This is a genomic window from Acinetobacter sp. SwsAc6, from assembly GCF_013391565.1.
Lineage (GTDB): Bacteria > Pseudomonadota > Gammaproteobacteria > Pseudomonadales > Moraxellaceae > Acinetobacter > Acinetobacter cumulans.
The window spans coordinates 45,418-71,337 of record NZ_JACAXE010000015.1; the positions used below are offsets into that span (position 1 = coordinate 45,418).

Annotated in this window: 22 protein-coding genes, 1 other RNA gene and 1 pseudogene; 10 read left to right on the forward strand and 14 right to left on the reverse strand. The window is 41.5% G+C overall.

The features are described 5' to 3' along the window. Positions 1-4: 4 nt before the first annotated feature. Positions 5-1,813, reverse strand: coding sequence for an extracellular solute-binding protein (locus HYG93_RS11240; protein ID WP_106985871.1), 1,809 nt, complete (start codon positions 1,811-1,813; stop codon positions 5-7). Between the two features lie 59 nt (positions 1,814-1,872). Beyond that, positions 1,873-5,163, reverse strand: a complete 3,291-nt coding sequence (locus HYG93_RS11245; RefSeq protein WP_117007967.1) for a LysM peptidoglycan-binding domain-containing protein — start codon at positions 5,161-5,163, stop codon at positions 1,873-1,875. A gap of 205 nt (positions 5,164-5,368) precedes the next feature. Here HYG93_RS11245 and dnaQ point away from each other — a divergent pair, with 205 nt between their 5' ends. From dnaQ to nudC, 3 genes are all read left to right on the forward strand, one after another. Beyond that, positions 5,369-6,838 carry a DNA polymerase III subunit epsilon gene (dnaQ, locus tag HYG93_RS11250; protein ID WP_178962484.1) on the forward strand — a complete coding sequence of 490 codons (1,470 nt, stop codon included), beginning with the start codon at positions 5,369-5,371 and terminating at the stop codon, positions 6,836-6,838. 128 nt (positions 6,839-6,966) lie between these two features. Further along, on the forward strand, positions 6,967-8,610 hold the full coding sequence (locus tag HYG93_RS11255) for a chemotaxis protein (protein ID WP_178962485.1): 1,644 nt from the start codon (positions 6,967-6,969) through the stop codon (positions 8,608-8,610). Further along, positions 8,610-9,383: an NAD(+) diphosphatase gene (gene nudC, locus HYG93_RS11260; RefSeq protein WP_106985839.1), complete on the forward strand. Its 774-nt coding sequence runs from the start codon at positions 8,610-8,612 to the stop codon at positions 9,381-9,383. Before HYG93_RS11255 ends, nudC begins: the two co-directional genes overlap by 1 nt. A gap of 87 nt (positions 9,384-9,470) precedes the next feature. Here the strand turns inward: nudC and HYG93_RS11265 are convergent, their stop codons facing one another. The 4 genes from HYG93_RS11265 to HYG93_RS11280 all read right to left on the reverse strand — a co-directional run bounded on the left by HYG93_RS11265 (position 9,471) and on the right by HYG93_RS11280 (position 12,557). Then, positions 9,471-10,367: an alpha/beta hydrolase gene (locus tag HYG93_RS11265; protein WP_120365944.1), complete on the reverse strand. Its 897-nt coding sequence runs from the start codon at positions 10,365-10,367 to the stop codon at positions 9,471-9,473. Next, the gene (locus HYG93_RS11270) at positions 10,357-11,046 is read right to left on the reverse strand and encodes a BON domain-containing protein (protein WP_106986117.1); all 690 of its coding nucleotides are present in this window, start codon (positions 11,044-11,046) and stop codon (positions 10,357-10,359) included. The genes HYG93_RS11265 and HYG93_RS11270 overlap by 11 nt, the downstream gene beginning before the upstream one ends. A gap of 65 nt (positions 11,047-11,111) precedes the next feature. Further along, complete coding sequence (locus HYG93_RS11275) at positions 11,112-11,531, reverse strand: YraN family protein (protein ID WP_120365945.1); 420 nt, start codon at positions 11,529-11,531, stop codon at positions 11,112-11,114. 75 nt (positions 11,532-11,606) lie between these two features. Further along, positions 11,607-12,557 carry a penicillin-binding protein activator gene (locus HYG93_RS11280; RefSeq protein ID WP_120365946.1) on the reverse strand — a complete coding sequence of 317 codons (951 nt, stop codon included), beginning with the start codon at positions 12,555-12,557 and terminating at the stop codon, positions 11,607-11,609. Between the two features lie 10 nt (positions 12,558-12,567). Here HYG93_RS11280 and rsmI point away from each other — a divergent pair, with 10 nt between their 5' ends. Further along, positions 12,568-13,410, forward strand: a complete 843-nt coding sequence (gene rsmI, locus HYG93_RS11285) for a 16S rRNA (cytidine(1402)-2'-O)-methyltransferase (protein ID WP_120365951.1) — start codon at positions 12,568-12,570, stop codon at positions 13,408-13,410. 703 nt (positions 13,411-14,113) lie between these two features. Here the strand turns inward: rsmI and HYG93_RS11290 are convergent. From HYG93_RS11290 to HYG93_RS11310, 5 genes are all read right to left on the reverse strand, one after another. Beyond that, positions 14,114-14,365 (reverse strand): hypothetical protein, encoded by a 252-nt coding sequence (locus tag HYG93_RS11290; RefSeq protein WP_117007963.1) that lies wholly within the window; start codon positions 14,363-14,365, stop codon positions 14,114-14,116. A 174-nt stretch (positions 14,366-14,539) separates the two neighbouring features. Next, positions 14,540-15,781, reverse strand: a complete 1,242-nt coding sequence (locus HYG93_RS11295; protein WP_178962486.1) for an FAD-dependent monooxygenase — start codon at positions 15,779-15,781, stop codon at positions 14,540-14,542. Beyond that, the gene (gene ubiH, locus HYG93_RS11300; RefSeq protein ID WP_106986122.1) at positions 15,778-16,986 is read right to left on the reverse strand and encodes a 2-octaprenyl-6-methoxyphenyl hydroxylase; all 1,209 of its coding nucleotides are present in this window, start codon (positions 16,984-16,986) and stop codon (positions 15,778-15,780) included. The genes HYG93_RS11295 and ubiH overlap by 4 nt, the downstream gene beginning before the upstream one ends. A 357-nt stretch (positions 16,987-17,343) precedes the next feature. Then, positions 17,344-18,303, reverse strand: a complete 960-nt coding sequence (locus HYG93_RS11305) for an alpha/beta fold hydrolase (protein WP_279678461.1) — start codon at positions 18,301-18,303, stop codon at positions 17,344-17,346. A 136-nt stretch (positions 18,304-18,439) separates the two neighbouring features. Next, the gene (locus HYG93_RS11310) at positions 18,440-19,639 is read right to left on the reverse strand and encodes an MFS transporter (RefSeq protein ID WP_256733451.1); all 1,200 of its coding nucleotides are present in this window, start codon (positions 19,637-19,639) and stop codon (positions 18,440-18,442) included. Between the two features lie 154 nt (positions 19,640-19,793). Between HYG93_RS11310 and HYG93_RS11315 the strand changes: the two genes are divergently transcribed. Then, positions 19,794-20,390 carry a TetR/AcrR family transcriptional regulator gene (locus HYG93_RS11315; protein ID WP_178962487.1) on the forward strand — a complete coding sequence of 199 codons (597 nt, stop codon included), beginning with the start codon at positions 19,794-19,796 and terminating at the stop codon, positions 20,388-20,390. Between the two features lie 43 nt (positions 20,391-20,433). On the opposite strand, the gene HYG93_RS11320 is transcribed toward HYG93_RS11315, so the two are convergent. Next, the gene (locus HYG93_RS11320) at positions 20,434-20,802 is read right to left on the reverse strand and encodes a MerR family transcriptional regulator (RefSeq protein ID WP_106986125.1); all 369 of its coding nucleotides are present in this window, start codon (positions 20,800-20,802) and stop codon (positions 20,434-20,436) included. 76 nt (positions 20,803-20,878) lie between these two features. Between HYG93_RS11320 and HYG93_RS11325 the strand changes: the two genes are divergently transcribed. Then, entirely contained in the window at positions 20,879-21,673 is a 795-nt protein-coding gene (locus HYG93_RS11325; RefSeq protein WP_106986126.1) for an alpha/beta fold hydrolase, read from the forward strand. A gap of 58 nt (positions 21,674-21,731) precedes the next feature. Here HYG93_RS11325 and pepP read toward each other — a convergent pair whose 3' ends face one another. Together pepP and HYG93_RS11335 are read right to left on the reverse strand one after the other, a co-directional pair. Then, the gene (gene pepP, locus HYG93_RS11330; protein ID WP_106986127.1) at positions 21,732-23,066 is read right to left on the reverse strand and encodes a Xaa-Pro aminopeptidase; all 1,335 of its coding nucleotides are present in this window, start codon (positions 23,064-23,066) and stop codon (positions 21,732-21,734) included. Positions 23,067-23,117: 51 nt separating this feature from the next. Further along, positions 23,118-23,747 (reverse strand): UPF0149 family protein, encoded by a 630-nt coding sequence (locus HYG93_RS11335; protein WP_106986128.1) that lies wholly within the window; start codon positions 23,745-23,747, stop codon positions 23,118-23,120. Positions 23,748-23,811: 64 nt separating this feature from the next. Between HYG93_RS11335 and HYG93_RS11340 the strand changes: the two genes are divergently transcribed. The 4 genes and pseudogenes from HYG93_RS11340 to HYG93_RS11355 all read left to right on the forward strand — a co-directional run. Further along, the gene (locus tag HYG93_RS11340; protein ID WP_106986129.1) at positions 23,812-24,363 is read left to right on the forward strand and encodes a hypothetical protein; all 552 of its coding nucleotides are present in this window, start codon (positions 23,812-23,814) and stop codon (positions 24,361-24,363) included. 2 nt (positions 24,364-24,365) lie between these two features. Then, positions 24,366-24,653, forward strand: coding sequence for a cell division protein ZapA (locus HYG93_RS11345; RefSeq protein ID WP_106986130.1), 288 nt, complete (start codon positions 24,366-24,368; stop codon positions 24,651-24,653). Positions 24,654-24,752: 99 nt separating this feature from the next. Further along, positions 24,753-24,936, forward strand: a non-coding RNA gene (gene ssrS, locus HYG93_RS11350) — 6S RNA. A gap of 299 nt (positions 24,937-25,235) precedes the next feature. Further along, a pseudogene (locus HYG93_RS11355) lies at positions 25,236-25,889 on the forward strand (IS3 family transposase); the annotation flags it as partial. Positions 25,890-25,920 lie beyond the last annotated feature (31 nt).

The following is a 25,920-nucleotide window of genomic DNA, read 5'->3' on the forward strand; positions in this document are numbered from 1 at the left end:
GGGCTTATTGCTTACGCAAATAGCTAGCAACCTTTTGCGCTTGCACTGCGTCACTCCACCAGTAATCTATACCTGTCGATAACTTTGGCTTGACTGTAGGCTGCTGATACATATTCCAATACGCGAGCCAGTTTTCTCCTTTGCCATAAGTTGGAATTTGATAATAACCTGCTCGTAGCAAACGATCTAAAACCCGCGTACGCGTCACCAAGGCTGACCGATCTGGCGCTCGAATCACCTGTTCGACCATAGCATCAATGACTGGATTTTTAATCCCGGCATAATTGTAGTTCCCAGGCTGATCCGCCGATGCACTTCCCCAGAACTGCGCCTGTTCATTGCCTGGGCTTAAAGATTGAGGCATTACCGTCGTAGTCATATCAAAATCTTTGCTACGCATACGTTCGATATATTGAGGTACATCTACTTGACGGATATTCACCTGTATACCCAAACGCTTCATATTGCGTACAAATGGCATCAGCGTACGCTGCAAGCCATCTTGATGAATTAAAAACTCAATCTGAATGGTCTGGCCTTTTTTATCCAGCAGATAGCCATTTTTATATTTATAGCCTGCATTGAGTAACAACTGACGCGCAATCAATAAATTATTGCGGTTAAAGCCACTGGCATCCGAAACTGGATACTTCCAATTTTTTAATACGCCAGCACGTTGAATCGGATCAAGTTTTGCCAGCAAGGGTTTGAGCACCGCCATTTCAGCTGCTGACGGCACACCTTTGGCTTCTAATTCACTATTGCTAAAATAACTTTGCAGACGTGTATATTGTCCATAAAACAGCGCCTTATTTTGCCATTCAAAATCATAGGCATACGTTAAAGCCTGCCGCAGGCGAATATCCTGAAAAGGGCTACGGCGGGTATTAAATACAAAACTTTGTGTCGCAATCGGGTTATTGTGCTTAAAGCGGTATTTCACCACCATGCCATCTTTAACTGCTGGAAAATTATAAGCCGTCACCCATTTTCGTGCGGTGAACTCTTCATGCAAGGTGTATTGACCCGACTTAAACCCTTCAAAGGCAATGTCTAAATTACGGTAATACACATACTTTAAACGATCAAAATTATAACGGCCTTTGTTGACTGGCAAATCTTTAGCCCAATAGTTTGGATTGCGCTTATAGCTCAAGCTACGTCCTGCATCAATTTTATCCAACACATAAGGCCCTGAGCCTAAAATCGGCTGCATGCTGATGCGGGTAAAATCTTTTTTGGCCCAGTCTTTTTTGGAGTAAATCGGCAACTGCGACAAAATCAGTGGCATTTCTGCATTGTTGTCCGACTTAAAACTCATTTTGACTTGATGCTTAGACAACACTTCTGTTTTTGCTAAATCTGCCAAGTACATTTGTAAACCTGGATTTGACTTGGTTTGATAAGCATCAAAACTGAATTTAACGTCCTCAGCAGTAACGGTCGAACCGTCACTAAACCTAGCCTTAGGATTCAGATTAAAAATGACATACGAAGTCTTTTTTGGGTCAAAGGTTGCACTAGTGGCAAGCAAGGGATACATCACCCCTGGCTCATCTAAAGAGCTGCTCATGAGTGAATCAAATAGATAATTCACGCCATCTGCAGAGCTCCCTTTACCATTCATGCTATTAAGATTATCAAATGTGCCATTGCTGGCTGTACTTAAATAACCGCCTTTAGGCGCTTTAGCATTTGCATACGGCATGGCCGCTAAGTTGGCATATAAAGGCTGACTATGAATTGCAATATAGGGCGTGGTCTGCGTTGCAGCCCATGCCCCTTGTATTGCCATGACACATCCAAGTGCCATTACATAAGGATGCCCCTTGGCAAATAAATTATTCACGTTGCTTCCTGCACGGTATTGGCTTAGTTAGGTACTTTAATCACATCACCAATGCGTAATGATGCGCTCGGTTGCATATTATTCATATCAGCCAAAGCAGCAGTATCCAAACCATAGCGATTCGCCAAGCCAATCAAGGTATCACCGCGTTTAATACGGTATTCCGTGACTAACTTTGGTACATTAATTTTTTGTCCGACACGTAAACCTGCACGCGCATTTAGGTTATTCAACGCAGCCAAGTCTGCAACACTCACACCCGTACGATTTGCAATCGCATTCAGTGATTCGCCTGACTTCACTGTATAGCTTTCAGTGCTTCCGCTATACGATGAGCTCGCCTGTGTCGTTACTTTACTCGTTTTGGGTGTATCGACTTCTACTTTAGGCACATCACCATCAATCTTCAAGCGTTGCCCAACACGTACTGTGCTATTACGTGACAATCCGTTTAAATCCGCTAAATAGCTCAACTGTAGCTGGTACTTTTGCGCAATCGCAGACAATGTTTCACCCGCTTTCACTACATGCGTATCTTTGGCTTCGCCACTACTTACACGTGTATCCGATTTGCTGTCTTTACGTGGATCTGCTTTCACTACTGCCACTGGCACTTCACCAGTGAGTTTTAAACGCTGACCTACTCGCAAAGATGCATTACGGCTAAAGCCATTTAAACTCGCAATATCATCCATGTTGAGTTCAAAGCGATTTGCAATCGCGCTGAGCGTATCACCTGATTGCACCGTATATTGCTCTGGTGCTTTATTTAATGCAGGGATTTTAAGCGTCTGACCAATACGTAAAGAGGTTGTTGCAGCAATATTATTTAAATTGGCAAAATCTGAAACAGTCATCTTGCTTTGGTTGGCTAAGCTATACAGGGTATCGCCACGTTGGACGTTATAACTTTCAGTTTTAAAGCTTGGTTCAGACTTTGTTTCTGGCTTCGACTCAACTTTATTTGAATTGCTTGAAGCACTTTCAACTTCGTTTAATGGAACATTAATTTTCTGTCCAACCATTAAACTACTGCCTGCTGTGAGGCCCGAGGTTAGGTCTGCTAATTCCTGATTTGATAAAGCATAGCGGTCAGCAATTAGTTTTAAATATTCACCACGCTTCACCGTATAGACTTTGGTTTGTACTTTTTGTACTTTGCTTTCGGTTTCAGCTTTTTTAGCTTCAGCAGCTAATTTTGCTTTTGATGCTGGTGTTTCTTTCAGTGCCAACTTTTGACCTACAAATAGACCGCTAGTCGTATTTAAACCATTGAAATCTGCCAGCTGTTTTACCGACAAGCCAAATTGGCTTGCAACACCTGTCAACGTATCATTGGCTTTCACCACATAATGCTCAGGTTGTACTTTTGCTTTCGGCTCTTCAGCAACAATCGGTTTTGCGTCATATAAATAAATACTTGTACCAACATACAATTTGGCATCAGCATCCATTTGGTTCCACTTCGCGACATCACGCCAGTTCACACCATTTTTCATGGCAATGACCGCTAAGGTATCACCCGCCTGCACGGTATATGTACTGCGTTTGCCCTTAGGTGCTACGACAACAATTTCAGAATCAGTTTTAATGACATTTTTGCCTTGGTTGCGTTTTGCTTCATCCGAGTCAGTGCCAGTTTGCTCTGCAACACTCTTCGGATAAGCGAAGCCTTTGGTCAGCTCTTTGCCTTGTTGATCTGCAATCGATTGGCTGGTTTGAATCGCTGTCAGCTTAATTTTGCCATCATAGGGATCAACAATTTCTGTTCCTTGTGGCGCCAAAGCTTTTAACTCTTTAACCACCTCAGCTTGCTCTGCTTGAGTCGCAACAGGTTTTAAAACTTCATCAACCGTTTTATTTTCACCTTCGGCCTTAATGGCCGCCATAATCTGTTCACGCTCTTTGGTGCTTACAGGAGGCTCAGCAGTCACTTTAACTGTCGTGGCTTTACTTGGGCTAACCGCAACAGGAATCCGCGGTGCACTTGGAATATCTGTATTTGCTGCAAAGGCTGCCAAAGCAGAAGAACCTTGTGGCGTTACCGACAACGGTTTGCCCTTAGCTACTGTACTTGCAGTTAGCGCTGGTGGCGTAGTTTTGCTTGCTTGAGTTGACGTAATCACCGGTGGTGCTACTTTAGACGGTGTGATGACTGTCGTGTTCATCTCAGGCGGTGTCACTTTAGACGGTGTGATGGTCACGTTGTTCTTTGGCAGGCTTGAAGCTGCACCACCTGCCCAATAACCTGTCGATGCTGAAGATAACTTTTTCAGTTTTGCATCCACTGACGGGCTAATATCTGCAGGAATTAAAATCTTCATTGGACTTGCTGCATCAATTTGATCCCCACGATGACCTGGGTTCAATGCATAGAGTTCCGCACGGCTGAGTCCTGTTACAGAAGAAATTTCATTTAAATTAGCCGCGCCAACACTCACTTCTCTAAAGTGTGGACGGTTTGCAATCGGCGGAAGACTCACACCATACGCATTTGGATTTTTAATAATTTGTGCAACAGCCAAAAAGCGTGGCACATAGTTCATGGTTTCTTGTGGTAATTTTAATGACCAATAATCCGTTGGTAAGCCTGCTGCTTGGTTACGGTTAATCGCCTGCTGAATACGACCTGGGCCTGCGTTGTAAGCAGCCAAAGCCAATTCCCAAGAACCAAACTGATTATATAAGCTACCTAAAAACTCATAGGCTGCACGTGTTGATTCCACCACATCACGACGGCCATCATACTGTGTAGTTTGTTTTAAGCCATAAATACGGCCTGTACTTGGAATAAACTGCCATAAGCCCGCAGCTGCTGCACTCGATGTAGCTGCTGGGTCATACGAGCTTTCAATCACTGGCAATAACGCCAACTCGGTTGGCATACCACGGCGTTCAGCTTCTTTTACAGTGTGGTACAAATAACGCGACGCACGCGCACTTAAACGGTCAATATAGGGCTGACGCGATGCGAACCAACCACGCTGCGCTTCAATACGCGAATCCCAATGGTTTAAATCCATTTTGAAACCGACCGTCATTCGCTTCCAAACATCACCATGTTTGAGCACCAATAGGCGATCACCTTCCACTGCACGCATATCCGTTGCAGATAACAAATCTTCTAAGCCATCCAAGCTATTGGCATCTAAGAAACCTGACGAACCTGCCACTTTTGACTTATGCGCACTTGTCGCTGTGGTCGAGGATGCACAGCCCACTAAACCCAGGGTTGCTAGTGCCGATCCTAAAACGGTTATTTTGAATAATGCAGGCAAAGTCAACTCGTACCAGTTCTTGCTTGGTTTATACATAAAAGAATCCGAACATCTCGTATAAATTTTTTTTTGATATGCCATTGTAGTGAAGCATGGCGCAGACACAAGGCGTTAATTTAACGCTATTTCAGTATAAATGTTACAAGAAATTAAAAAATAAGCCTGATATAGACCTATCGAATGGATTTGCGTTATACAATATGCCATTCAGTTTTGATGTTTTTATTCGGATTCAGTTTTTATGGCTCAGTCAATTACGCTTTATGTCGATGGCGCTTGCAAAGGTAACCCAGGATTGGGTGGCTGGGGCGCATATATTATTGGCGAAAATGCTGAGGAAAAAATCTGTGGTGGTGAAGCAGAAACCACCAATAACCGCATGGAACTTACGGCAGCCATTGAAGGTATTTTGCACTGCCCAACAGATGCTAAATTAGTGATTTGGACCGACTCTAACTATGTCAAACAAGGCATTACAGAGTGGATTCATGGCTGGAAAAAGAAAAACTGGAAAGATGTCAAAAACCCAGATCTATGGAAAAAATTAGACGCAACTTGCCAAGGGCGTGATATTGAATGGAACTGGATCAAAGGTCATGCAGGACATCCAGGCAATGAAATGGCGGATCAACTGGCGAATCTAGGTGCAGAAAACACTGCTTTAGCGCTCAAACAAGCTCCTGCAACTGAAACGAAAAAAAAAATTGAACCCGACTGGCTCTTAAATGATCCCTTTGGTTTAGATCTTGGCAGTGATGAAGAAGAACCTGAAGACGAGTCAGAATGGGAAGCGGAAATTGAGCCACCATCAGAAGTTGTAGCTGTTACAGAAACTGCACCTGAAGCCGTGCAAAATGATCCTGCTTTAAACACAACTGAAGCACCTGTGTCCATTCAAAACACACAGCCTAATAACACACTTGCAACCACATTCAGTGCAAACTCAAGTTCAGTGATTTTACCTGCTGAAGGTCTGCATCCAATGATTATGGTTACCCCACCTAGCATTGAAGCACATGGCCCACGCCAACTGATTCTCGATACCGAAACCACAGGTTTTTACTATCAAGATGGCGACCGTATTATTGAAGTCGGCGCGATTGAAATGATCAACCGTAAACTGACCGGTAGTTCTATTCATATTTATATCAAGCCACTTAAACCCGTGGGCGACTCAGAAAATGTCCACGGTATTAGTGATGATTTCTTAAAAGACAAACCACTATACGAAGAAATTGCCCCTGCACTGTTTGAATATCTCAAAGGTGCAGAAATTATTGCGCATAACGCCAGCTTCGATATGAACTTCTTAGACATGGAGTTTAAACGTGCGGGCTTCCCTGCGCTTTCAGAAGTCTGTGCCGTAACCGATACCTTGGCAATGGCCAAAGCCAAACACCCAGGGCAAAAAAACTCGTTGGATGCACTGAGCCGACGCTACGAAATTGTACAACGTGACCGTACTTTCCACGGCGCCTTGCTCGATGCTGAAATTCTAGCAGACGTATACTTAGCAATGACGGGTGGTCAGGTCTCTTTTGATATTGATGCCCTCACCCACACAGAAAATGCGCAGAGTGAAAACAGCCACCAATCGATTCAAATTGATTTACCCGTGATCCGACCAAGTGCTGAAGAACTCGAAGCGCATGAGAATTGGATCAAACAATTTGAAGAAAAACATGGAACGCCTTGCCTTTTTGCAAAATAAAAACTAAATTTCCTAGTATATTTTTGTATTTAAAACATTAACACTTACGTTATAGTTAAAGATAAAAGATGGTCCGCCTTTTATGGCGGTTCACAAACAAGAGAAAACACTAGGAAAGGTGCAGATCCATGTCTTACCAAACCTCTATACATTTTGATCCAACAGCATTGCTGATAATAAAAAATGAGGTTGATAACTCGATCAAATTGGTCGAATCAGCAGTCAGCACTTTAGTCGAAGATCAAACCCTTCCTTTCGGTATTGACGACGCTCTTAATCAATTTGAACAATGTGCGCAAGTACTTGCACTGATTGATATGGCAAGTTTAGCGAAGATCGCTCAATACTCAGCAGAATTGATGCGCAAGATCATGGGGAATCCTGCCACAATTCAAACCAAAGATGTCATCGCACTCAGCGAAGGCACCACCATGTTAAAACGTTACATCGAGTTTATTTGCTTACGCGAAGTAAAAATTCCGCAGTTTTTGTTGGATACACTCAACCGCTTAGAAGCATGCTTGGGTAAACCAATGACCACTGAAGGTCAACACATTGAGTCACTACTCGATTGCATCACACCAGATTTTGATCTTCCTCAAGCACCGACTTTAGAAAAATCTAAATATGTGCACCGCTTATACAAATTGTCACTCAACAAGTTAATTAAGCAAGAAGAAAGCGAGCTCGACTTACAAGCATTAAAAATTGTAGGTACATATTTAGCCAGCCTTTCAGAAAAGCACCCAAGTAAACAGTATTGGAATTTGGTGTTTGTGGCATTAAATCAAATTGATCAATTGCTGATTAATGAGCCACGTTTACGCACACTGGTGTCTATTGAGCGCAATATTGCACAGTACTTCAGTTCGCCAGAGCGCTTTAAAGCGAGCCTAGTTGATTTATCTAATATCTTAAGTCTATGTATTAGCCAAGAAGATGAAGTTTCTCAGCACATTCGTGGCAAGTTAAATATTGGTGAAGACCTATTAACTGACATGCAATTACAAGTGTTTAGCCGTCATTTATATGGTCCTGACTTTGGTACGATGCACACGATTAGCGAACTTGTGACCACTGAAATGGCGCAAATTCGTAACGATATCGAGTTCAATTACCAAAATATGTCGCCTGAAAAAACTCAGGAACTTCAAGCGAAGCTGTTAGAACTGGCAAATATCTTTAAAGTGCTGAATTTAAATGAAGCATATAAAGATTTAGAACGTCAGGCCAATTCATTAAGCCAAAGTGAAATCTTAAAAGAAGAGACTTTTGCACAGCAATTAATGAATTGCATTCTTTCTGCCATGAACTCAATTGGCGTTTTAGAGCGTCATCACACATCTAGCCGTCTACAACTTCGTGTAAATAACATGAATATTTCACTCGACCGTTTAGATGAAGCACATGAAGTACTCTTGAACGAAACCAAAGCACTGATTGATCAAGCAAGCGAAACACTGGTTCAATATTTACAGAATAATGACCTACAGAGTCTCGCGCCTGTCGCAGTTCAATTACGTGAAATTGGTGGTTCAATGCTGTTCCTGAATGCCGAAACAGGACAAGTTGCGCTAAATACCAATGCACAGTTCGTTTCTTCGCGTGTTGAGGCTTCTACTGCAATTGAAGCAGCTGAAATTAACCATCTACTTGATGGCCTTGCAAGTGCAGACATGCTGATTGAAAATTTAAAAAACAAACAGCCTGTTCTACATAGTATGTTTCAGGTAGCATTGGACAGTAGTGAGAAACTTAAAGCCGTGGCCTAATGTCAAATCTATCGCTTGCCTATATTTTTAAACAACAGCAATTATTGGTTGATGACCAATTTCAACTTCCTCGTGTCGAAAGTATAGCAAGTGATCTGAGGCTTCAAACGGGTGATCAAGTGATTGCCCGTGATCTTACAGAGCAAGATGAAATTCCCGCAGGCTATCAACTCGTTCCCATTCGCCAATTATTACAGCTGTGGAATGTCAAAGAGTTTGAACAAGCCAGCCGTGCAATTCAACTTTTAGAATGGCGTCGTAATCATAAGTTTTGTAGCCATTGTGGCCATAAAACAGAAGTTCATGCCACTGAATATGCCATGGTCTGCCCTGCATGCCAATATCATCAATATCCTCGTGTTAATCCATGTGTCATTACGGTTATTACCCGTGGTAAAGATGAAATTCTACTGGCTCAAAATGCACGAGCATACCGCCCAATGTACGGCTTAATTGCAGGTTTTGTAGAAGTGGGGGAAACACTCGAAGATGCAGTACGCCGTGAAACCGAAGAAGAAGTCGGTTTAAAAATCAAAAATATTCAATACTTGGCCAGCCAACCGTGGCCCTTCCCTAGTAACCTGATGATTGCATTTAAAGCTGAATATGAATCTGGTGAGCTATGCTTACAAGAAGAAGAAATTAGCGATGCAGCCTTCTTTAAATTTGATCAATTACCCGAAATTCCATTTAAAGGCAGTATCGCACATGCCATGATTATGCATGTCATTCATGGTACAACTACCGCTGACGATACCAAAGAATGGCTATAAAGCCTGTAGATCATTGATCTGGTATCGAAAAAAAACCGCTCATCAGAAGCGGTTTTTTAATCACAATAAAACTGAGTTTAGGATGCTCTATTTAAAAACATCGTCCAAAGCCTGCAAAATTTGACGCTTAGTACTAAAGAATCGGCTAAACAAACTCGAAACTGAGCCAATCATTGTGATATGTCCTACACGAGGCACAGGTATCAATTGGCTGTGATTACCTAAAGCCAAAAGCTTTTCATTTAAATCTGTACTATTACTTAGGCCGACTACATTGTCTTTTTCCGCAGTAAACAGATAATGCTTCACGTGGTTTTGTTCAATAAAATAATAAGGCATCACTTGTTGATACGGGATGTTCTGATCAAAAGCATCCGCACATAGGGGGTCGCCTTTATAATCAAAGTGATAAGGCCCAGCCAAGCCAATAATCGCTCGAATAGCCTGCAAATTTTGCAAACGATACGGCGTAGGATGGTACAGCGCGGACATCACATTAAATGCCCCTGCTGAATGCCCCATAAGCACTATATTTTCCACAGCAATATTCAATTTCAGATTCGATTGATTTAAAAAATTCAATGCCAATGTTAAATCATCAATTGAACTTGGAAATATATGCTCAGGTGCCAAATGGTAATTAATTACCGCCACATTAAAGCCTTCTTTAGCAAAGGCCTCACCCACAAAGTGATATTCTTTTTTATCACCATGCATCCAAGCCCCACCATGTACAAAAACCAATAGTGGCTGTGAATCACGCAATTGCTTGGCTTTGTACAAATCTAAACGGTGACGAGCTTTTAAACCATAGGGAATGTTGCGTTGTACCGTATAGCCCGATTTAGGTGTCATTCGGTTGAGCGCAAAACTCCCCAAGTCATAAATACGAAAATCTCGATATATAGCTTTAGCCAACGCTGTTTTTTGATCAAGTTGGCTTTTAAGACGCTGTAAATGTGACGAAAATTGTTTAAGGGGCATTGGGTTCTACTGCATCAGGGTCTATTGCAACAGGAGTTTGCGTATCAGGTACGGCATTCACCATCGGTGCAAAACTTGATGCAACCGCAGGTGAGCTCGAAGAAACTTGGTCAACATTATCAATTAGGGTCACAATTTTAGTGACATTCCCCACTTGCTGGAGCACTTGATTCAAATCATTCAGCTCAGCCGTGTTTAAACGTCCCATTACGTACAATACTGCATCTTCGGTATGCACATGGACTTTGCTTTCAGCAACCACTGGCGCTTTCATCAATAATGCACGTGTATTCGCAGTCACTGCTGTATCTTGCATAATGGTGCCGTAGCTAATTTGATTGCCTACAGTAATATAATTATGAATGGTTTTTACATCGCTCATGGCTCTGACATTGTCTTCAGCCAGTTGCTTTAAAGCTTGGTCTGGTACTTGGCCAGTGAGCAAAACATTGCCATGAAAACTTTCAATATTGACACGTGATTGCTTAAAGCGTGTGTCGAGCTTATATAAGTTAATTTTTGCAGTGCGCACAATAGATGAGTCTATAAAGACCTGACCCAAAGAACGTGCGCCATTTTCCGTACCTACAGGTGCACTCCCTGTACCACCAGAAATAAAACTTGCACAGCCAGATAAACTTGCTACACAAAACATTGTCATTGCAATACGTTTAAGCACTCAGCAAGACTCCTTCACTATTTTTTGATCGTATTCTATCTATGCATTTACACAGTATATTTTGTTCAAAGAGTAATAAACTCTTGCTCAAAAGTAAAAGCATTTTCTATCCACTGCTGATCATAAGGGCATTTTGAAAAGTCATACTGTATGGATTTTGCAAAGTGTTGATAAAAATCAAAACAAATCACATCAAAACGGCAATAACATGCGTTGTATTGTGGTGATTGCTGTAAAAATATTAAGGCCGTTTGCATGAGTTTGCGCTGTTTACTACGTGATACGGTTTCACTTGCCAGTGCATAATGGGTTTGTGATCGTGCTTTGACTTCAATAAATACCAAGTCTTGGTCCTTTTGCACAATTAAATCTATTTCACCATAACGACTATGATAATTTGCTTGGACTAAAACATAACCCGCTTCGTGTGCAATTTTAACTGCTTCAGTTTCAGCCCATTGGCCTAACTTCCTTGCCTGTGTCATTTAAGGTGCTCAGCTCACATTTTTCTACTTAGTCTCGATGTATTAAATCTTGTTTTTTCAGTTATCAAAAAGTCATTAAACCTGCTTCAAACCCTTTGCCTGATAGGCATAACAATGGGGTGTACGCTGAATTTGGTTGCCGTTCAGACTCAGTTGCCCAGTTCGTCCTTCAAAATTGGCCGTTTTCATTTTTGGTGTTTTTAAATAAAGTGCGCTGATTTGCCATGCATCGCCACCAAAGGCCAATAAGCGCTGGTATGGCAAACCTACTGCTTGTTGGGCGTATGCTTGCTTCATATCCTCCCAATCGGGTTCAAACAAGGCAGGTGCATCGCAAAACTTTATCCCGAGTGGTAAAGGTTTATGCTGCTCTAAGGCATTCGATAAAGTGTAAATATTTTTCTTCGGCAAGGACTTCAAACTAAGTAACCATTCATTATTACCAAGTAATACTAGGGCTTGGCCTTTTTTTAATGTTTTCGGCTGTTGTTCTAGCACATGGATAGGTAATTCAGTTTTCGTCATTAAAGCCATTAAAAATAGTTCATTTTCAGATTCCGTGCCCGACTGACGTAACACCAAGATATCGTCAACCTGATCTTCTTTCATCACGCGGGCTAATGCGCTGGCATCATCTTTTTTTGCAAGGCTAAATTGCAACACATTGCTTGCCTGCAATGTCCCTTCATTTAAGGCCAAGACTTTTAATTTCGGCTTTGCTTTAATAAGCGCATCCACTTCTGATCTCGCCAACGGCCCAACAATCATTTGCGTTTTGGCGTTCACATTTTTTTTCAATAGTGCAGGCATACTTGTCTGATCAGTATTTACGAATTTTACAGGCACTTTTGAGCCTGATGCCTGATAAGCACTCATGAAACCTTGCTTAATACTGTTTGCAGCTCGCGCCATAGGGCCAGATTCAGGTAAAATAACCAATACCTCTGCTTGGGCATAAGATACTGCCCCCACCAAAATGGTGGTCACAAGTATTTTATTTTTATTATTTGGTCTTATATTCCACATGGAGAAACCTATGAGTGCTCAGTTATTTGTTGTTGCGACTCCAATCGGGCACTTAGATGATATTAGTTATCGTGCAATTAACGTTTTGAAGTCTGTTCATATTATTGCCGCTGAGGATACACGAACTTCTGCACAATTGCTCAAACACTTTAATATTCCAACACCTTTGACTGCATGTCATGAGCACAATGAAAGCAATAAAATTGAACAGCTTATTCAGCGTTTGTTGAATGGTGAAAACATGGCGCTGATTAGTGATGCAGGTACACCGCTGATTAGTGACCCTGGCTTTAAACTGGTTCGTGCAGCCCAAGAACAAGGCATCCAAGTCATTCCTGTACCGGGTGCCTGTGCAGCCATTGCAGCCCTCAGCGCTGTAGGTCTACCTAGTGACCGCTTTAGTTTCGAAGGATTTTTACCTTCTAAACAGTCACAACGTCTAAATGCCTTAAATAAGCTGAAAGACGAAACGCAAACCATGATTATTTATGAAGCACCACACCGTATTTTAGATTGTGTAAAAGATATGGCCGAAGTCTTTGGTGCTGATCGCCCAGTCGGTTTTGCACGCGAAATTACCAAAACATTTGAAACCATTAAAAAAATGACTTTGGGTGAATTGGTTGGTTTTGTTGAATCTGATCATCACCAACAAAAAGGTGAAATTGTACTTGTGATTGGCGGTGCAACTGAAGAAAAAGACTTGGAACAAGAAAAGCTAGATCAGCTTTTAACACGCTTGCTCCAAGACCTTTCAGTTAAAGTGGCTTCTCAATTGGCTGCAGACTTAACTGGTATCAAGAAAAAAGTGGCCTATCAACGTGCTTTAGAACTCACTCAGCAAGAAGATTAACATTCTTCATGCGCAGAGCTGATGCCATCAGCACATCCAAACGAAATGAAAAGCGTATTTCCTATAAAGTCATACGCTTTTTTTAATTTTTAGATATTCTCTTGTTTTGATCTAGTGCAAGCTAAATATTTCATTCTGCTACACTGTCACCTTACTGCATTTTGTTTTACGCTATCTAAAAACAAAAACTGAGAATTATTTTACGCATGAAAATCATGATAAAAAGCGTACTCCCGATTTGCACCTTCAATCTATTTTGGATTTTAGGCTTATTACATATCGGTTTTTATGGCACACGACCGTATCGACATTACCGCTTTGAGGATTTGGTCGACCCGTCACCTGATGCCGTTTTTATGGTTTGTATACTGTATTCCATTTATTTTCTGATCGGCAATGTGCTCAAATTCACTCCTTTTTGGGCACATCATCGCTATATGGCTTATCTTTTTTTAAGTACTATACTTATCTTTCAAAGCTTTATTGCATGTATGGGTGCAATGCATGCACCGCCCTATTGGGCAGCTTTTATTATCAATTGTATGTTTCTTTTATTCGCACATTTGGTCTTGTATCCCTTATTTGCACTTTGGCGCAAATATTCAAAAAAACACTCATACTCGTCCAACCGCAACACTACAACAGATAAAATATGAGGAAAAAAAACACCGCATAATGCGGTGTTTTTTGGCTTTTTTGGCACTTAATCGCGTGACGCAGATTCGTCTGGTGGCACTTCAGTAATACGACCACCACGCGCTAAGAACGCAGCGACTTCATCTTCTAAAGCATCGCGTTGCTTTTGCTTCGCCGTTACAGTGAGTGTTTCCGCTTCGGCAACATCTGTGTCTGATGCACTATCTTCGCTATCTGACGCACCTTTTTCAGCGGCTTTCGCTTCATCATCATCAACTGCAGAATCTTCTGCATCATCATAATCATTCATATCCGTCATCTTAAATCTCCCCACCAATGACTTGTATGTTTAAGTAAAATTTAAATCTCAATTTAGAAGGAATTTAGCAATCTCTGAGCTTTTCGCCTAGAGGCTAATATCAAAAAATTGTATTTTTTTTAACCAAAATCGTAATCTTGTATGAACAATTGATTAAAAAATATCAAATTTAGGCTAAGCCGAATAACGCGTATCTTTTAAAAGCCCTAAGCCATTGGCTTGAGACATAAAAGCATCTTTGAGCATTGGTAATTTTTCAACCTGCTTTAATCCAAAATTGCGCGCCCAGACCACAGGGAAAAGTTGTGTGGTTTCCATCCAACCAATCGCAGACATACTATGCATCATGGCATCGTTTTGTCCTTTACGGCGGTGCTCATAACGCTTGAGGCTTTGCTCATGTGCCCACACGCCACGCGCTTTGTCATGTAATAGTACATCACATAACACGGCCGCATCTAAGCAACCAATATTCACACCCTGACCTGCCAATGGATGTATCACATGGGCAGCATCACCAATGAGGGCCAAGCCATCTTGCACATATTGCTGTGCAGCACGAGCTTTCAATGGAAAAGTTGCCCGCGCTGTTGCCTCTAAAACTTCACCCAGCATGTGATGGCTTTCACGAGTGAGCAATGCTGTAAATTCAGCATCGGATAGCTTGGCATATTCTTCTGCATAATCATCTGGCAAGGTCCACACAATAGATTGCCAATGGCCATTTTCTTCAGCTTTTAAACTGGTCATAGGTAAAAACGCCAAAGGCCCAGTTTCTAAGAAAATTTGACGGGCAACATGCGCATTTTTTTGTGCCGTACGAATACCACAGCTTAAACCTGCTTGTTTATAGTCAAGTACATCCAGCTCAATAAAAGCTTGCTCACGAACAAATGAGTTTGCACCATCTGCACCAATCAGCAGTTTGGTCTGTAACGTTGTGCCATCTGCCAAGTGTACTAACCAAACACCTACACCGCGCTCAATGCGTTTTACTTTCACTTGAGTTCGGTAATCGTGAAGCGTAGCTAACATTTTTTGCTGAATAGCCAGATTCAAAATACTCGGCTCCACCATTGAACCGAGGGCATGTTCAACTTTTGGTGTTTGCTCTGACGATGTACCAAAGTTAATTTCACCATAGCCGTTTTTATTCCACACTTGCATGCCTGTATAAGGTTGCTGACGGGCCAATATGTCCCATACCCCTACAGTTTTAAGCAAATGAATAGTCGCTTGGCTCAGTGCCAATACACGTGGATTGGTTACAGCTAAAGTTTTTTCTGCATCTAAAATAGGTGCAGCATCGAGCACAGTTGCTTGTACACCACCTTGCGCCAACAGTAATGCCGTTAAGCCGCCGACTAAACCGCCACCGACAATTACAGCATCAAGAACATGTGTTGATGTACTCATGATTTTAATCCCATCGCATAATTGGCTACGAGTTGCTTCATGCCCGGAATATTTTCAAAGCACATTAAACCTGTGTTGCGAATCAATTTCAGCATAGGATTTTGATTACTAAAGCCACGTACCACAGAATCACAGAACTTAATGACACGTTGCTGATCTTTGAGACGTGATTTTTCGTAGTCTTGTAGCATATTTGCTTCGCCTAAATCGGCATTTTTTTCCACTTGCTCAGTTAAATAACGCACCAAGACATGCGCATCTCGCATGCACAGGTTAAAGCCCTGACCTGCAACTGGGTGAATGGTATGTGCAGCATTGCCCATTAATACCACACGGCCCACTGCTTGTTTTTCTGCAAGCACTTGTGACAAAGGAAAGCTAAAGCGTTTACCGGTTTTTTGGAATTTTCCTGCACGATCGCCGTAGGTTTCTTGTAAAGCATCTAGGAAATGTTGGTCTTTGTCTTCGCCAATCCATTCATGTTCTGTGCCTTTCGGAACAGGCCATACCACTGAACGGCGGTATTCACCTGGCAATGGCAATAATGCCAATGGCCCCAATGGACTAAAGCGCTCAAAGCCTACATGACCATGCGGTTTAGAAGTTTGTACCGTCGTTACAATCGCAACTTGGTCATAGTCATGTTCTGATGCGCCAACGCCTAGGGCTTTACGGCAAAATGAGTCACGACCATCTGCTGCAATCACGATTTTTGCTTGTAATTTATGGGTATAATCGCCACGCTTAGCTTCAATATAAGCAAAGTCTGCATCTTGCGTGAGTGAAGTCACTTGCACACCATCAATCAGTTCAATCAATGGTTCTTGTTTAACTTCCGTAAGGAGTACACGGCCTAACCATGCATTTTCAATGACTTGTCCAAAGCTTTCGACTTTCTCTTGATCTGCAAGTAATCGTGCCTTACCAAAACTACCTTGTTCTGTAATATTCACTTCTAAGATCGGAACTGCATGTTCTTGTAATGCATCCCACAAGCCCAATTCTTGATAAATTTGTACACTACGGCGTGATAAAGCGCTGTTTCGTGCATCAAAACTCGAGTGATAAGGCGCAAGGTTTGCATCATCATAATTTGGGTATTTGATGGCTTCTAAAAGTTTTACGCCAATTTTGGCTTTGGCCAACATGAGTGCCAGACTTAAACCGACCATACCACCACCGACAATGATGACTTCTTGCTGCATGCTTGCTTCCTTTTTTATCAAGTATTCGAATTTAGGAAATTCACTCGAAATACATATACTCTGTAATGGATTTTATCTTACATCAAGGGCATGATTTTTTATAATGAAATACAAATTTGTTGCGGGTATTTGCACTGAATAAATACAAAATAAAGCCTAGCTTGACGTAAATATTCCACTTAAAAAATAGCAAATCAATCAAGATCATCATAACAATGGCTGAGTTCATCAGACTCAGCCACAGCTTATTTAAATCGACTTCATTTGAACTGGTCATGTTTTGATGCATTCAAATGGACACATCAAGCTAAAAACCTGATGCCTTGATGTTAAGCCTTGTTGTTTTATCCTTAGTGTTTACTTGGCATTTAAAAAGTCACCCACAGTTTTATTCAGTTCAGGCGCACACTCTTCAGGTAACCAATGACCACAATTTGGAATCACTTTACCCGTCACATTGGTCGCATATTGCTTCATTTGATCTACTTGGAATTGCCCCATACCACCATGACCGCCTCCGCCAATCGCAAGCACTGGCATATTCAATTTGGTTTTGGAAATGCTTTCATTCTCTTTAATTGAATCATTCAGAGAACGGTAATATTCAAATGATGCATTCAGCGTATGCGGTTTCGAATACGACTTGGCATACATGTCTAACACTTGTGGTGTAAATACTGTTTTATTGGTGGCATGCTCATGAATAAAGTGGGTTAAAAAGAATTTTTCATGTCCTTTAATTAAGGTTTCAGCTAGGTTTTGTTTGGCTGCGAAGAAACTGAAATGCCAAACCAATGATTCGCCTTGTTCTGAGAATGCAGGGAATTCATACATGCTTTTGTCTGGAATCGGCGCTTCCATAAACACCAATTTTTTAATTTTATCTTGATGCTTCACTGCCATTGGATAGCTATTCCAAATGCCAATATCATGTGCAACCAAATAAAACGGCTGATCATTGCTTAATTTTGTTGCCAACTTATATAAGATTTCAGATACATCTGAACCTTTAAAAGATTTTGGCGGCTGAGAAAGCCCAAGACCCGGCAAGTCGACCGCAACAACTGTGTAATTTTTTTCTAAAGTCGGCATAAGCTGGTGCCATTCATACCAAGACTGCCCAAAACCATGAACTAAAAATACCAAAGGCCCTTTTCCGCCTTTCACATAGTGCAGTTTCACGCCATCAATATCATCATAATAACTGCTATATCCCTTCATCACAGGAAATTCATGTGTGGTATTCAGTTGCGGTGTAGCCATCACGGATTGAGCTAAAGTCAGTGACGTAAATGTTGCGAGTAGTAGTTTTTTCATAAAATTAAACCTCTTTGATTGTGTATTTACTGCTTTGTTGATTGTTGCGTTTGACTCAAACTGAACAACGTTTAAATCTTCATTTCGTGTTTACTTAGAATCGTTTTTTGTTTGTTTCATCTTTAGAAATATGGGTTTAGAGATACTGAGTTTTAAAGCCATTCGACTTGGCACAAAGCGCAATGATGAACGCCACGACTAAAATCAACAGCATGACCCAAGGCAAAACTTGTGCGCCAAATTGATTGAGCAATAAGCCACCCAAAATACCGCCCAGCGCAATTGCGCCATTCCAAACCACCACATTAATAGACAAGGCAACATCGGCATGCTGTCCTGCTGCTTGTGCTAATGCCGTTTGTAAAAGTGTTGCAGCGCCGCCAAAGGTCAATCCCCAAATGGCAATACTGAAAACCACCACGGGCGCTGAATATAAAAACAGTCCGAGGAACAGTGAAATCACTGAAAAGATCAATAAACTGGCAATGACCAAATGTCTTAGATGCTGATCAATTAAATGACCTGTAAACCAAATGCTGAGTAAAGCCATCGCACCGAATAAAAATAAAATCTGGTCAACATTTGCATCCAAATGGGACAAAGACAAAAATGGCGTAATGTAGGTATATAAAATGTTATGCGCCAGCATCCACGTCACAATCACTGCCAGTACTGAAAATACACCGGGTATTTTTAATACGCTGAAAATTAAATTTTCTGGCCGCGTTGTTTCACCGGGGAAGTCTGGAACTGCAATAAAGATCCAAATCACCAAGGCAATCGCCAAAGCAGACATCAAGAAAAATGTCATTTGCCAACCAATCATCTGCCCCAGCCAAGTGCCTAAAGGTATGCCCAGTGACAACGCAATGGGTGTCCCGACCATGGCAATTGCTAAAGCTTTGCCTTGCTGAGCTGGACTGACCATGCGTCTTGCATAGCCTGCCAATAGGCTCCATGCCAAGCCTGCTGCGGCGCCTGCGCCAAAGCGAGAAATACAAGTCAAAATATAATGATCAGACAGCGCTGTAATTGAATTAAAAAGCAAAAAACCAAATACCGTCAGGAGTAAAGTACGGCGTCTTGGCCATGCACGTGTCCAAATGGTGAGTGGAATTACCATCAGTAAAGAACCAAGGGCATAAATCGTAATCAACTGTCCCGCTAGGGCTTCAGAAACATTCAGCCCTGCTGAGATTTGCGGTAATAAACCTGCTGGAATGGTTTCGGTAAAAATACAAATAAAGCCAGTCATGGCCAGTGCCAATAAAGCAAAAACTGGCATCGGCGCATTATTTTTAGAATCCAGCGATACATCTTCTAACTGTTTCATCATGTTATTCACTTTTAATTGACTGATTGTTTTGCGCCATTTCAATTGCGCTTACACTTATATATCGATCAGTACACAATTAAAAACAATGAATAGACTTTTGTCAACGACTTCTATATCGATTAGTATATTAATATTCTGTGACAGGAGAATTGAGATGGCGAAGACTGGACGTCCTAGAGAGTTTGATCGCAATGAGGCATTGAAGCAGGCCATGTATTTATTTTGGAATTATGGTTATGAATCAACGTCTTTAAGCCAACTAAAAGTGGCTATGGGCAATATTTCTTCCCCGAGTTTTTATGCAGCCTTTGGTTCTAAAGAAAATTTGTTTCAAGAAGTAAGCCAATACTACATCGATACCTATGCAACGGTGACTGAGGCGCTGTGGGATAACACGCTATCTGCGAAAGACGCAATCGCCTTAGCCTTACAGCAATCTTTAAATATGCAATATGATCCAAGTCATCCTTTGGGTTGTATGGTGGCTTTGAGCACCGTGTTGGCACCTTCTGCAGAGAACCAGCATGTAACGGAAATCTTGCAACAATCTCGGCATAAAACTCGCCAAGGCTTTATTCAAACCCTACAGCGCGGCATCGAATCTGGTGAGATATCAACGGATATAGACAGCATTGGATTAGCCACTATCTTTGATAGTTTCCTGATTGGCATTTCAAGTTTGGCCCGCGATCATGTCAAAAAAACCGATATTGAGTATGGCATCAGTAAGTTGCTCAAGCTTTTAGAATGATTGAGAAAATCGTGTTTTATCCAAAACATGACGCGTTATGCACTTAAGTCAACATGCTCTTTTTTTGCTGTAAAATGTTTAAATAATCAGACAAATACTGCTGACTGATTTGAAGATTTTCAATTTTTTTATTGATATTGTCTAATTCATTTTTCAGCGAATCGATGACTTGTTCACAAGGATCGACATCTAGTTGTTCAACCGAAATACACGGCAGTAACAGGCTGATGGCTTGTAAAGTCAGCCCTGCCTTGGTCAAGATGCGGATACGGCGAAGTCGCTCTTCATCCTTGGCATTATAAATGCGATAGCCTGACTCACTGCGCATCGGAACGATTAATCCTTGATGTTCATAATAACGAAGCATGCGGATACTGATGCCTGATTTTTTAGCTAATTGACCAATTTGCATTTTTACCCCCTTGACTCTCACAGTGCTGTCAGAGTTTATAGTGATTTCATTCCAAACACATGAGAATGTACAACGAATGAACTTATTTACAACAATCGAAAATGCAAAAATCTCCTATAGCGTTGATGGCGACGGCCCATTAAACATCGTGCTGGTGCATGGCGCAGGCGCAAACTCCGAGTCGAACTGGGGGCATTTTGTTGAATTTCTTGCCCCGCACTATAAAGTGGTTCGTCCAAACTATTCGGGTTCAGGTGAAACAACCGATGAGGGCCAGCCTTTAAGCACTGCTCAATTGGCAGAACAAGTGATTGCAGCGGCAAAAGCTGCCGATGCTGTGCCATTTGATTTAATTGGCTTTTCATTAGGCACCAGTGTTTCGACTTATATCGCAGCAGAATACCCAGAATATGTAAAATCTGTGGTGTTATTGGCCCCTTATCTTAAAGGCAATGCACGCACTAAGCTCCAATTTGAGCTATGGAAAGATTTAGGTCAAAACAACCGTAAAGCGATGTCGAGTATTATTATTCAAACAGGTTTTAGCGCAAACTTCACCTCGGCATGGGATGAAAATACCATGGCGCAAACCTTAGAAAACACGCTGCAAACCAATAATTGGGAAGGATTTATCCGCCAAGCTGAGTTGCTGATTCATACCGATGTGACTGCTCAAGCGAAGAAAATCAACAAACCGACCTTGGTGATTGGCTGTACTTATGACTACATGGTGCCAAGTGTACTGGCCAAAGACGCTGTAGCGCTGATTTCACACGCTGAATATGCTGAACTGGCAGCTGGACATATGGCTGTATATGAAAAACCGGAAGAATTTTTAAAATTAGCGACTGAATTTTTGCAAAAATCTTAATCTTTAAATGAAGTAAAAAAGCCGATCATCTGATCGGCTTTTTTACTACTGTCTTAACTTAAGCAACTTTCGCTTTCGCCATCAGCGCTTCAATATCTTCTACAGATTTCACAACTGCTGCTGTTAAAACATGTGGGCCATTTGGCATTGCCACCACATCATCTTCAATACGGATACCAATACCACGCCATTTTGCATCCACTGTTTCATCATCTGGTGCAATATACAATCCTGGCTCTACAGTCACGACCATCCCTGCTTCATAAGCACGCCATTCGCCATCTAGTTTATATGAACCCACATCATGCACATCCATACCTAACCAATGCCCTGTGCCATGCATATAAAACTGACGGTAGGCTTCTTTCTGAATAATTTCCTCAAGATCACCCTGCATGATGCCAAGATCCAGTAAGCCTTGAACTAAAATACGTACTGCAACGTTATGCGGTTCTTTATAAGAGTTGCCAATGCGTACCGCATCAATCGCAGCAATTTGCGCATCTAGCACGACATTATAAAGCGCTTTTTGTTCTGGGCTAAATTTGCCGTTGACTGGGAAAGTACGGGTAATATCTGATGCATATTGCTGATATTCACAAGCAGCATCAATCAGTACCAAATCGCCGTCTTTTAATTCTTTATCATTTTCTACATAGTGCAAAATACAGCCATTTTCACCGCCACCAACAATACTGTTATATGACGGCACACAGCCATTTTTACCAAAAACATAATTCAGTTCAGCTTCTAGCGCGTATTCCATCATGCCCGGTTTAACCGTTTGCATAGCGCGTGTATGTGCTTGTGCTGAAATATTAGAAGCAATTTGCATCAGTTCAATTTCATCTGCAGATTTCTGCAAACGCATTTCATCTACAATACGGTCAAGCTGAATCACTTGACCCGGTATCGCATGACCGCGACGGCTTTCGCCCCCCGCTGTTGCTAACCATTTTGTAACTCGTGCATCAAATTCGGCATTTTGTCCAATACGGTAAAATAACTTATCTTTATTTTGAAGCTTGCTTAAAATTTCCTCATCAAGCAAATCAATCGCATAAGCTTCATCTGCTTCATAATCGTCTACCGCGCCATCTACACCAGCGCGGTAACCGTTCCAAATTTCCATTTCGCGGTCACGTTCACGGCAAAATAAGCTATAACTATAGCCGTCTTCTTCCGAATCAAAGGTTTCAATCACCGCAACCGCTTCAGGCTCTGCAAAACCTGTCAAATAGAAAAAACTGCTATCGCTACGATACTTATAATCAGCATCTCGGTTACGTAACATTTCTGCACGCGTCGAAATAATAGCAATACTGCGTAAACCCATTTCAGCTGCGAGATGATCACGACGTTCTTGAAAGTCTTCTTGAGTCAGTTTTTTCATTGGTTTTTAAAAGCTCGAATTGAAAATGAAATTTGGAAACACAACGCCCGATTAACTCGGACGGTGCGGTGTAAACATTTCTACAACATTAGTACTGTCAGCATTTGCTTGGGAATTTGATTTACCAAGGTGTAGTTGCAATAAAGGCGTCTCAGACACTTCTACTTTCTTACGCCCCATCGACAAACTTACAGGAATTAAACGCACAAATTCGTATAATTCTTGGTAGCTTTCTTCGCCTTCTTCGTCATCGTCAGATTCATCAAACTCTACAGCAGCGACATCTTGTAAATGCTCAATCAGTTCATGTTCTTCAGCACGTAAGTGACCTGCTGCTAAACCAAAACCAAGTACCACACCTGCACACCAATCTGCCAAGGCTTGTACACGCTCAGCCAATGAATGTGTGTCATCTGGAAGTAGGGGTAAATAGTCTAATTCGTCATCAGACAATGCATTTGCAATATCTTCTGATTCGTCAGTCAGTATTGCTAAAGCTTCAGGATGAATTTCGAGCACTTCAAGTGTAGATAAAATTTGTTCCCACTCATCACGCGTAGGTGCTTGAGACACACAAACTATACCTGTAAGCAGGCCGTGTAACTCACTTGGGCTTGAAATCTCTTCAATTGCCTTAAAATTTTGGTCCCATTCCGACCAACCTGAAATATCGTCTTGCATTCGTTTATCCAATCTCTATACTTCTTATATATTACCTTTGTTTGCAATACTGTGCGACCACGATATGTTAGAAGAATTACAGCGTCTGCAAGCGCATATAGGTGTTTTAAAAACACGCCTCGCGCATTATGAATCGGAAAATGATGCTTTAGCTGAAGATAAGAACTCAGCGAATGAACAGCACCATAGTCAAATTGTGCAAAAAAATGGCATCATCACCAAGAAACAAGAAGAAATTGATAACCTGACTGAGCAACTCGCTGAATCTCGAAGTCAATTTCAAAAGCTCAATACAGATGCCTCGGCCTTAGCGGATCGCTATAGTCGTTTAGAAAAAAGTTGCACCGATTTAAAAAATCGCTTTCAAGAAATTTTGTCTGAGCGTAATGAGTTACGCATTGTCAAAGAGAAAATTCAGAATGAGCAGCGCCATGCGCAGCAAGAAATTCAAAACTTAGAAAAAGAACGCGAACGCTTATTACAAAAAAATGAGCATGCCAAAGCAAAAGTTGAAGCGATTATTCAGCGTTTATCTGTCTTGGGTACCGCACAAGATCATCATGCGCAAGAAATTCAACAATTGGCCCACCCTGCCGATGTTAATGAGGAAGTTTAAGCATGAGCGAAGCAATTCCAGTAGATTTAAAAGTTTTAGGGCATAACTTTCGTTTAGCCACAACGCAAGAAAAACAGCCAGAACTCGAACGCGCAGCTCAACTCCTCAATGACAAATATGATGAGTTCCGTCGTAAAGCACCGCGTATGGAACCTAGCAAACTGATCATTATGGTAGCGCTAGAGTTGATGCAAGAAGTGCTCAGTATGAATAAAAGTTTACAAGAGTACGAACATTGTGAGCGCTTGCTCCAAGCTATTCTTGAAGAAGTAGAAGATCTTGCTGAATAAGCAAGATTTTTTTTGCCTAAAGCCTAGCCAATTAAACATCGCTTTACAGTTATACATGCCAAAAGATTTGCCAAAGCCTCGTTATTCGCTATACTTGGCATAACTCTGAGGTGTTCGCCAGCGCGTCTATATCCCTGCCGATACTTAAATCTCCGGATTGTGTTCTGCATATTTAGAGTGTATGCCTACCTTCGTGTAGGAAACCCAGCAAGTATGCGTCGCGTCCACCTTGAACTTCTTCGGGTTCAGGGTAACGACATGCAGCGGCATCTTCGGAGCTATTTATTTTCTCTCTTATAATTATTATAAAATTCTGTTTTTATTTATTTTTCTAATATCCTGCCAAATATACAATAAATTCTTTGTCATTTCCCTCACTCGTATTTAGCACAACTTTAAGCCATAAATGGCGAAGGTATTAAAAGACTTTCAAAGACGTTTAACTAAAGTCGAAACCTACAGAAAGAACAAAATGACTACTATTAAATTAGTAGCCGCTTTTCTGTCCTAGCCAAAATAATGGACAGCACTTCCCTCTAAAGATAACGTAACGTAAACTTTGGAGATACAAGAAATGGTTAAATGCTGAAAAAGCTGGGTTTACGCAGCAGGATTTCGCGTAAATACAAGCATACGACTGATTCAAACCATCGTTTTCCTGCAGCACCCAATCTGTTAGAGCGTCAATTTACAGTCATTCAGCCTAACAAGGTTTGGACAACGGATATTACCTATATCTGTACCAAGCAAGGTTGGCTGTATTTATGTGTGATGCTGGATCTATTTAGTCGTCGTATTGTGGGGTGGCAAACCAGCCATCGAATAGACCGTCAATTGGTGTGTGATGCGTTTCATTATGCAATGGCTCGTCAAGGGTATCCAACGGGTGTCATGGTACATTCACTTGCGAAGCAATGCTTCTCAGGCTCACAGTACTGTAGTTGTGATTTTAGAACGCTATTATTAACGAATAACTGTATTCAAAGCATGTCACGCAGAGGGAACTGTTGGGATAATACAGTGACCGAAAGCTTTTTTCATACATTGAAAGGTCATGTGGTACATGACAGTGTGTTTGCCACTCGAAAAGAGGCGAATGCTGTCTTGTTTGACTATATTGAGATTTATTACAATCGGGTCAGAAGGCATTCTGCAAATGGTTGGTTAAGCCCAGAAGCTTTTGAACAGAAATATTTTAAGAATTTAGAGGGATCAGTTGTCCACAATACTGCCTAGTATCAACCTTTTAAAGCACAAGCAAATGTCC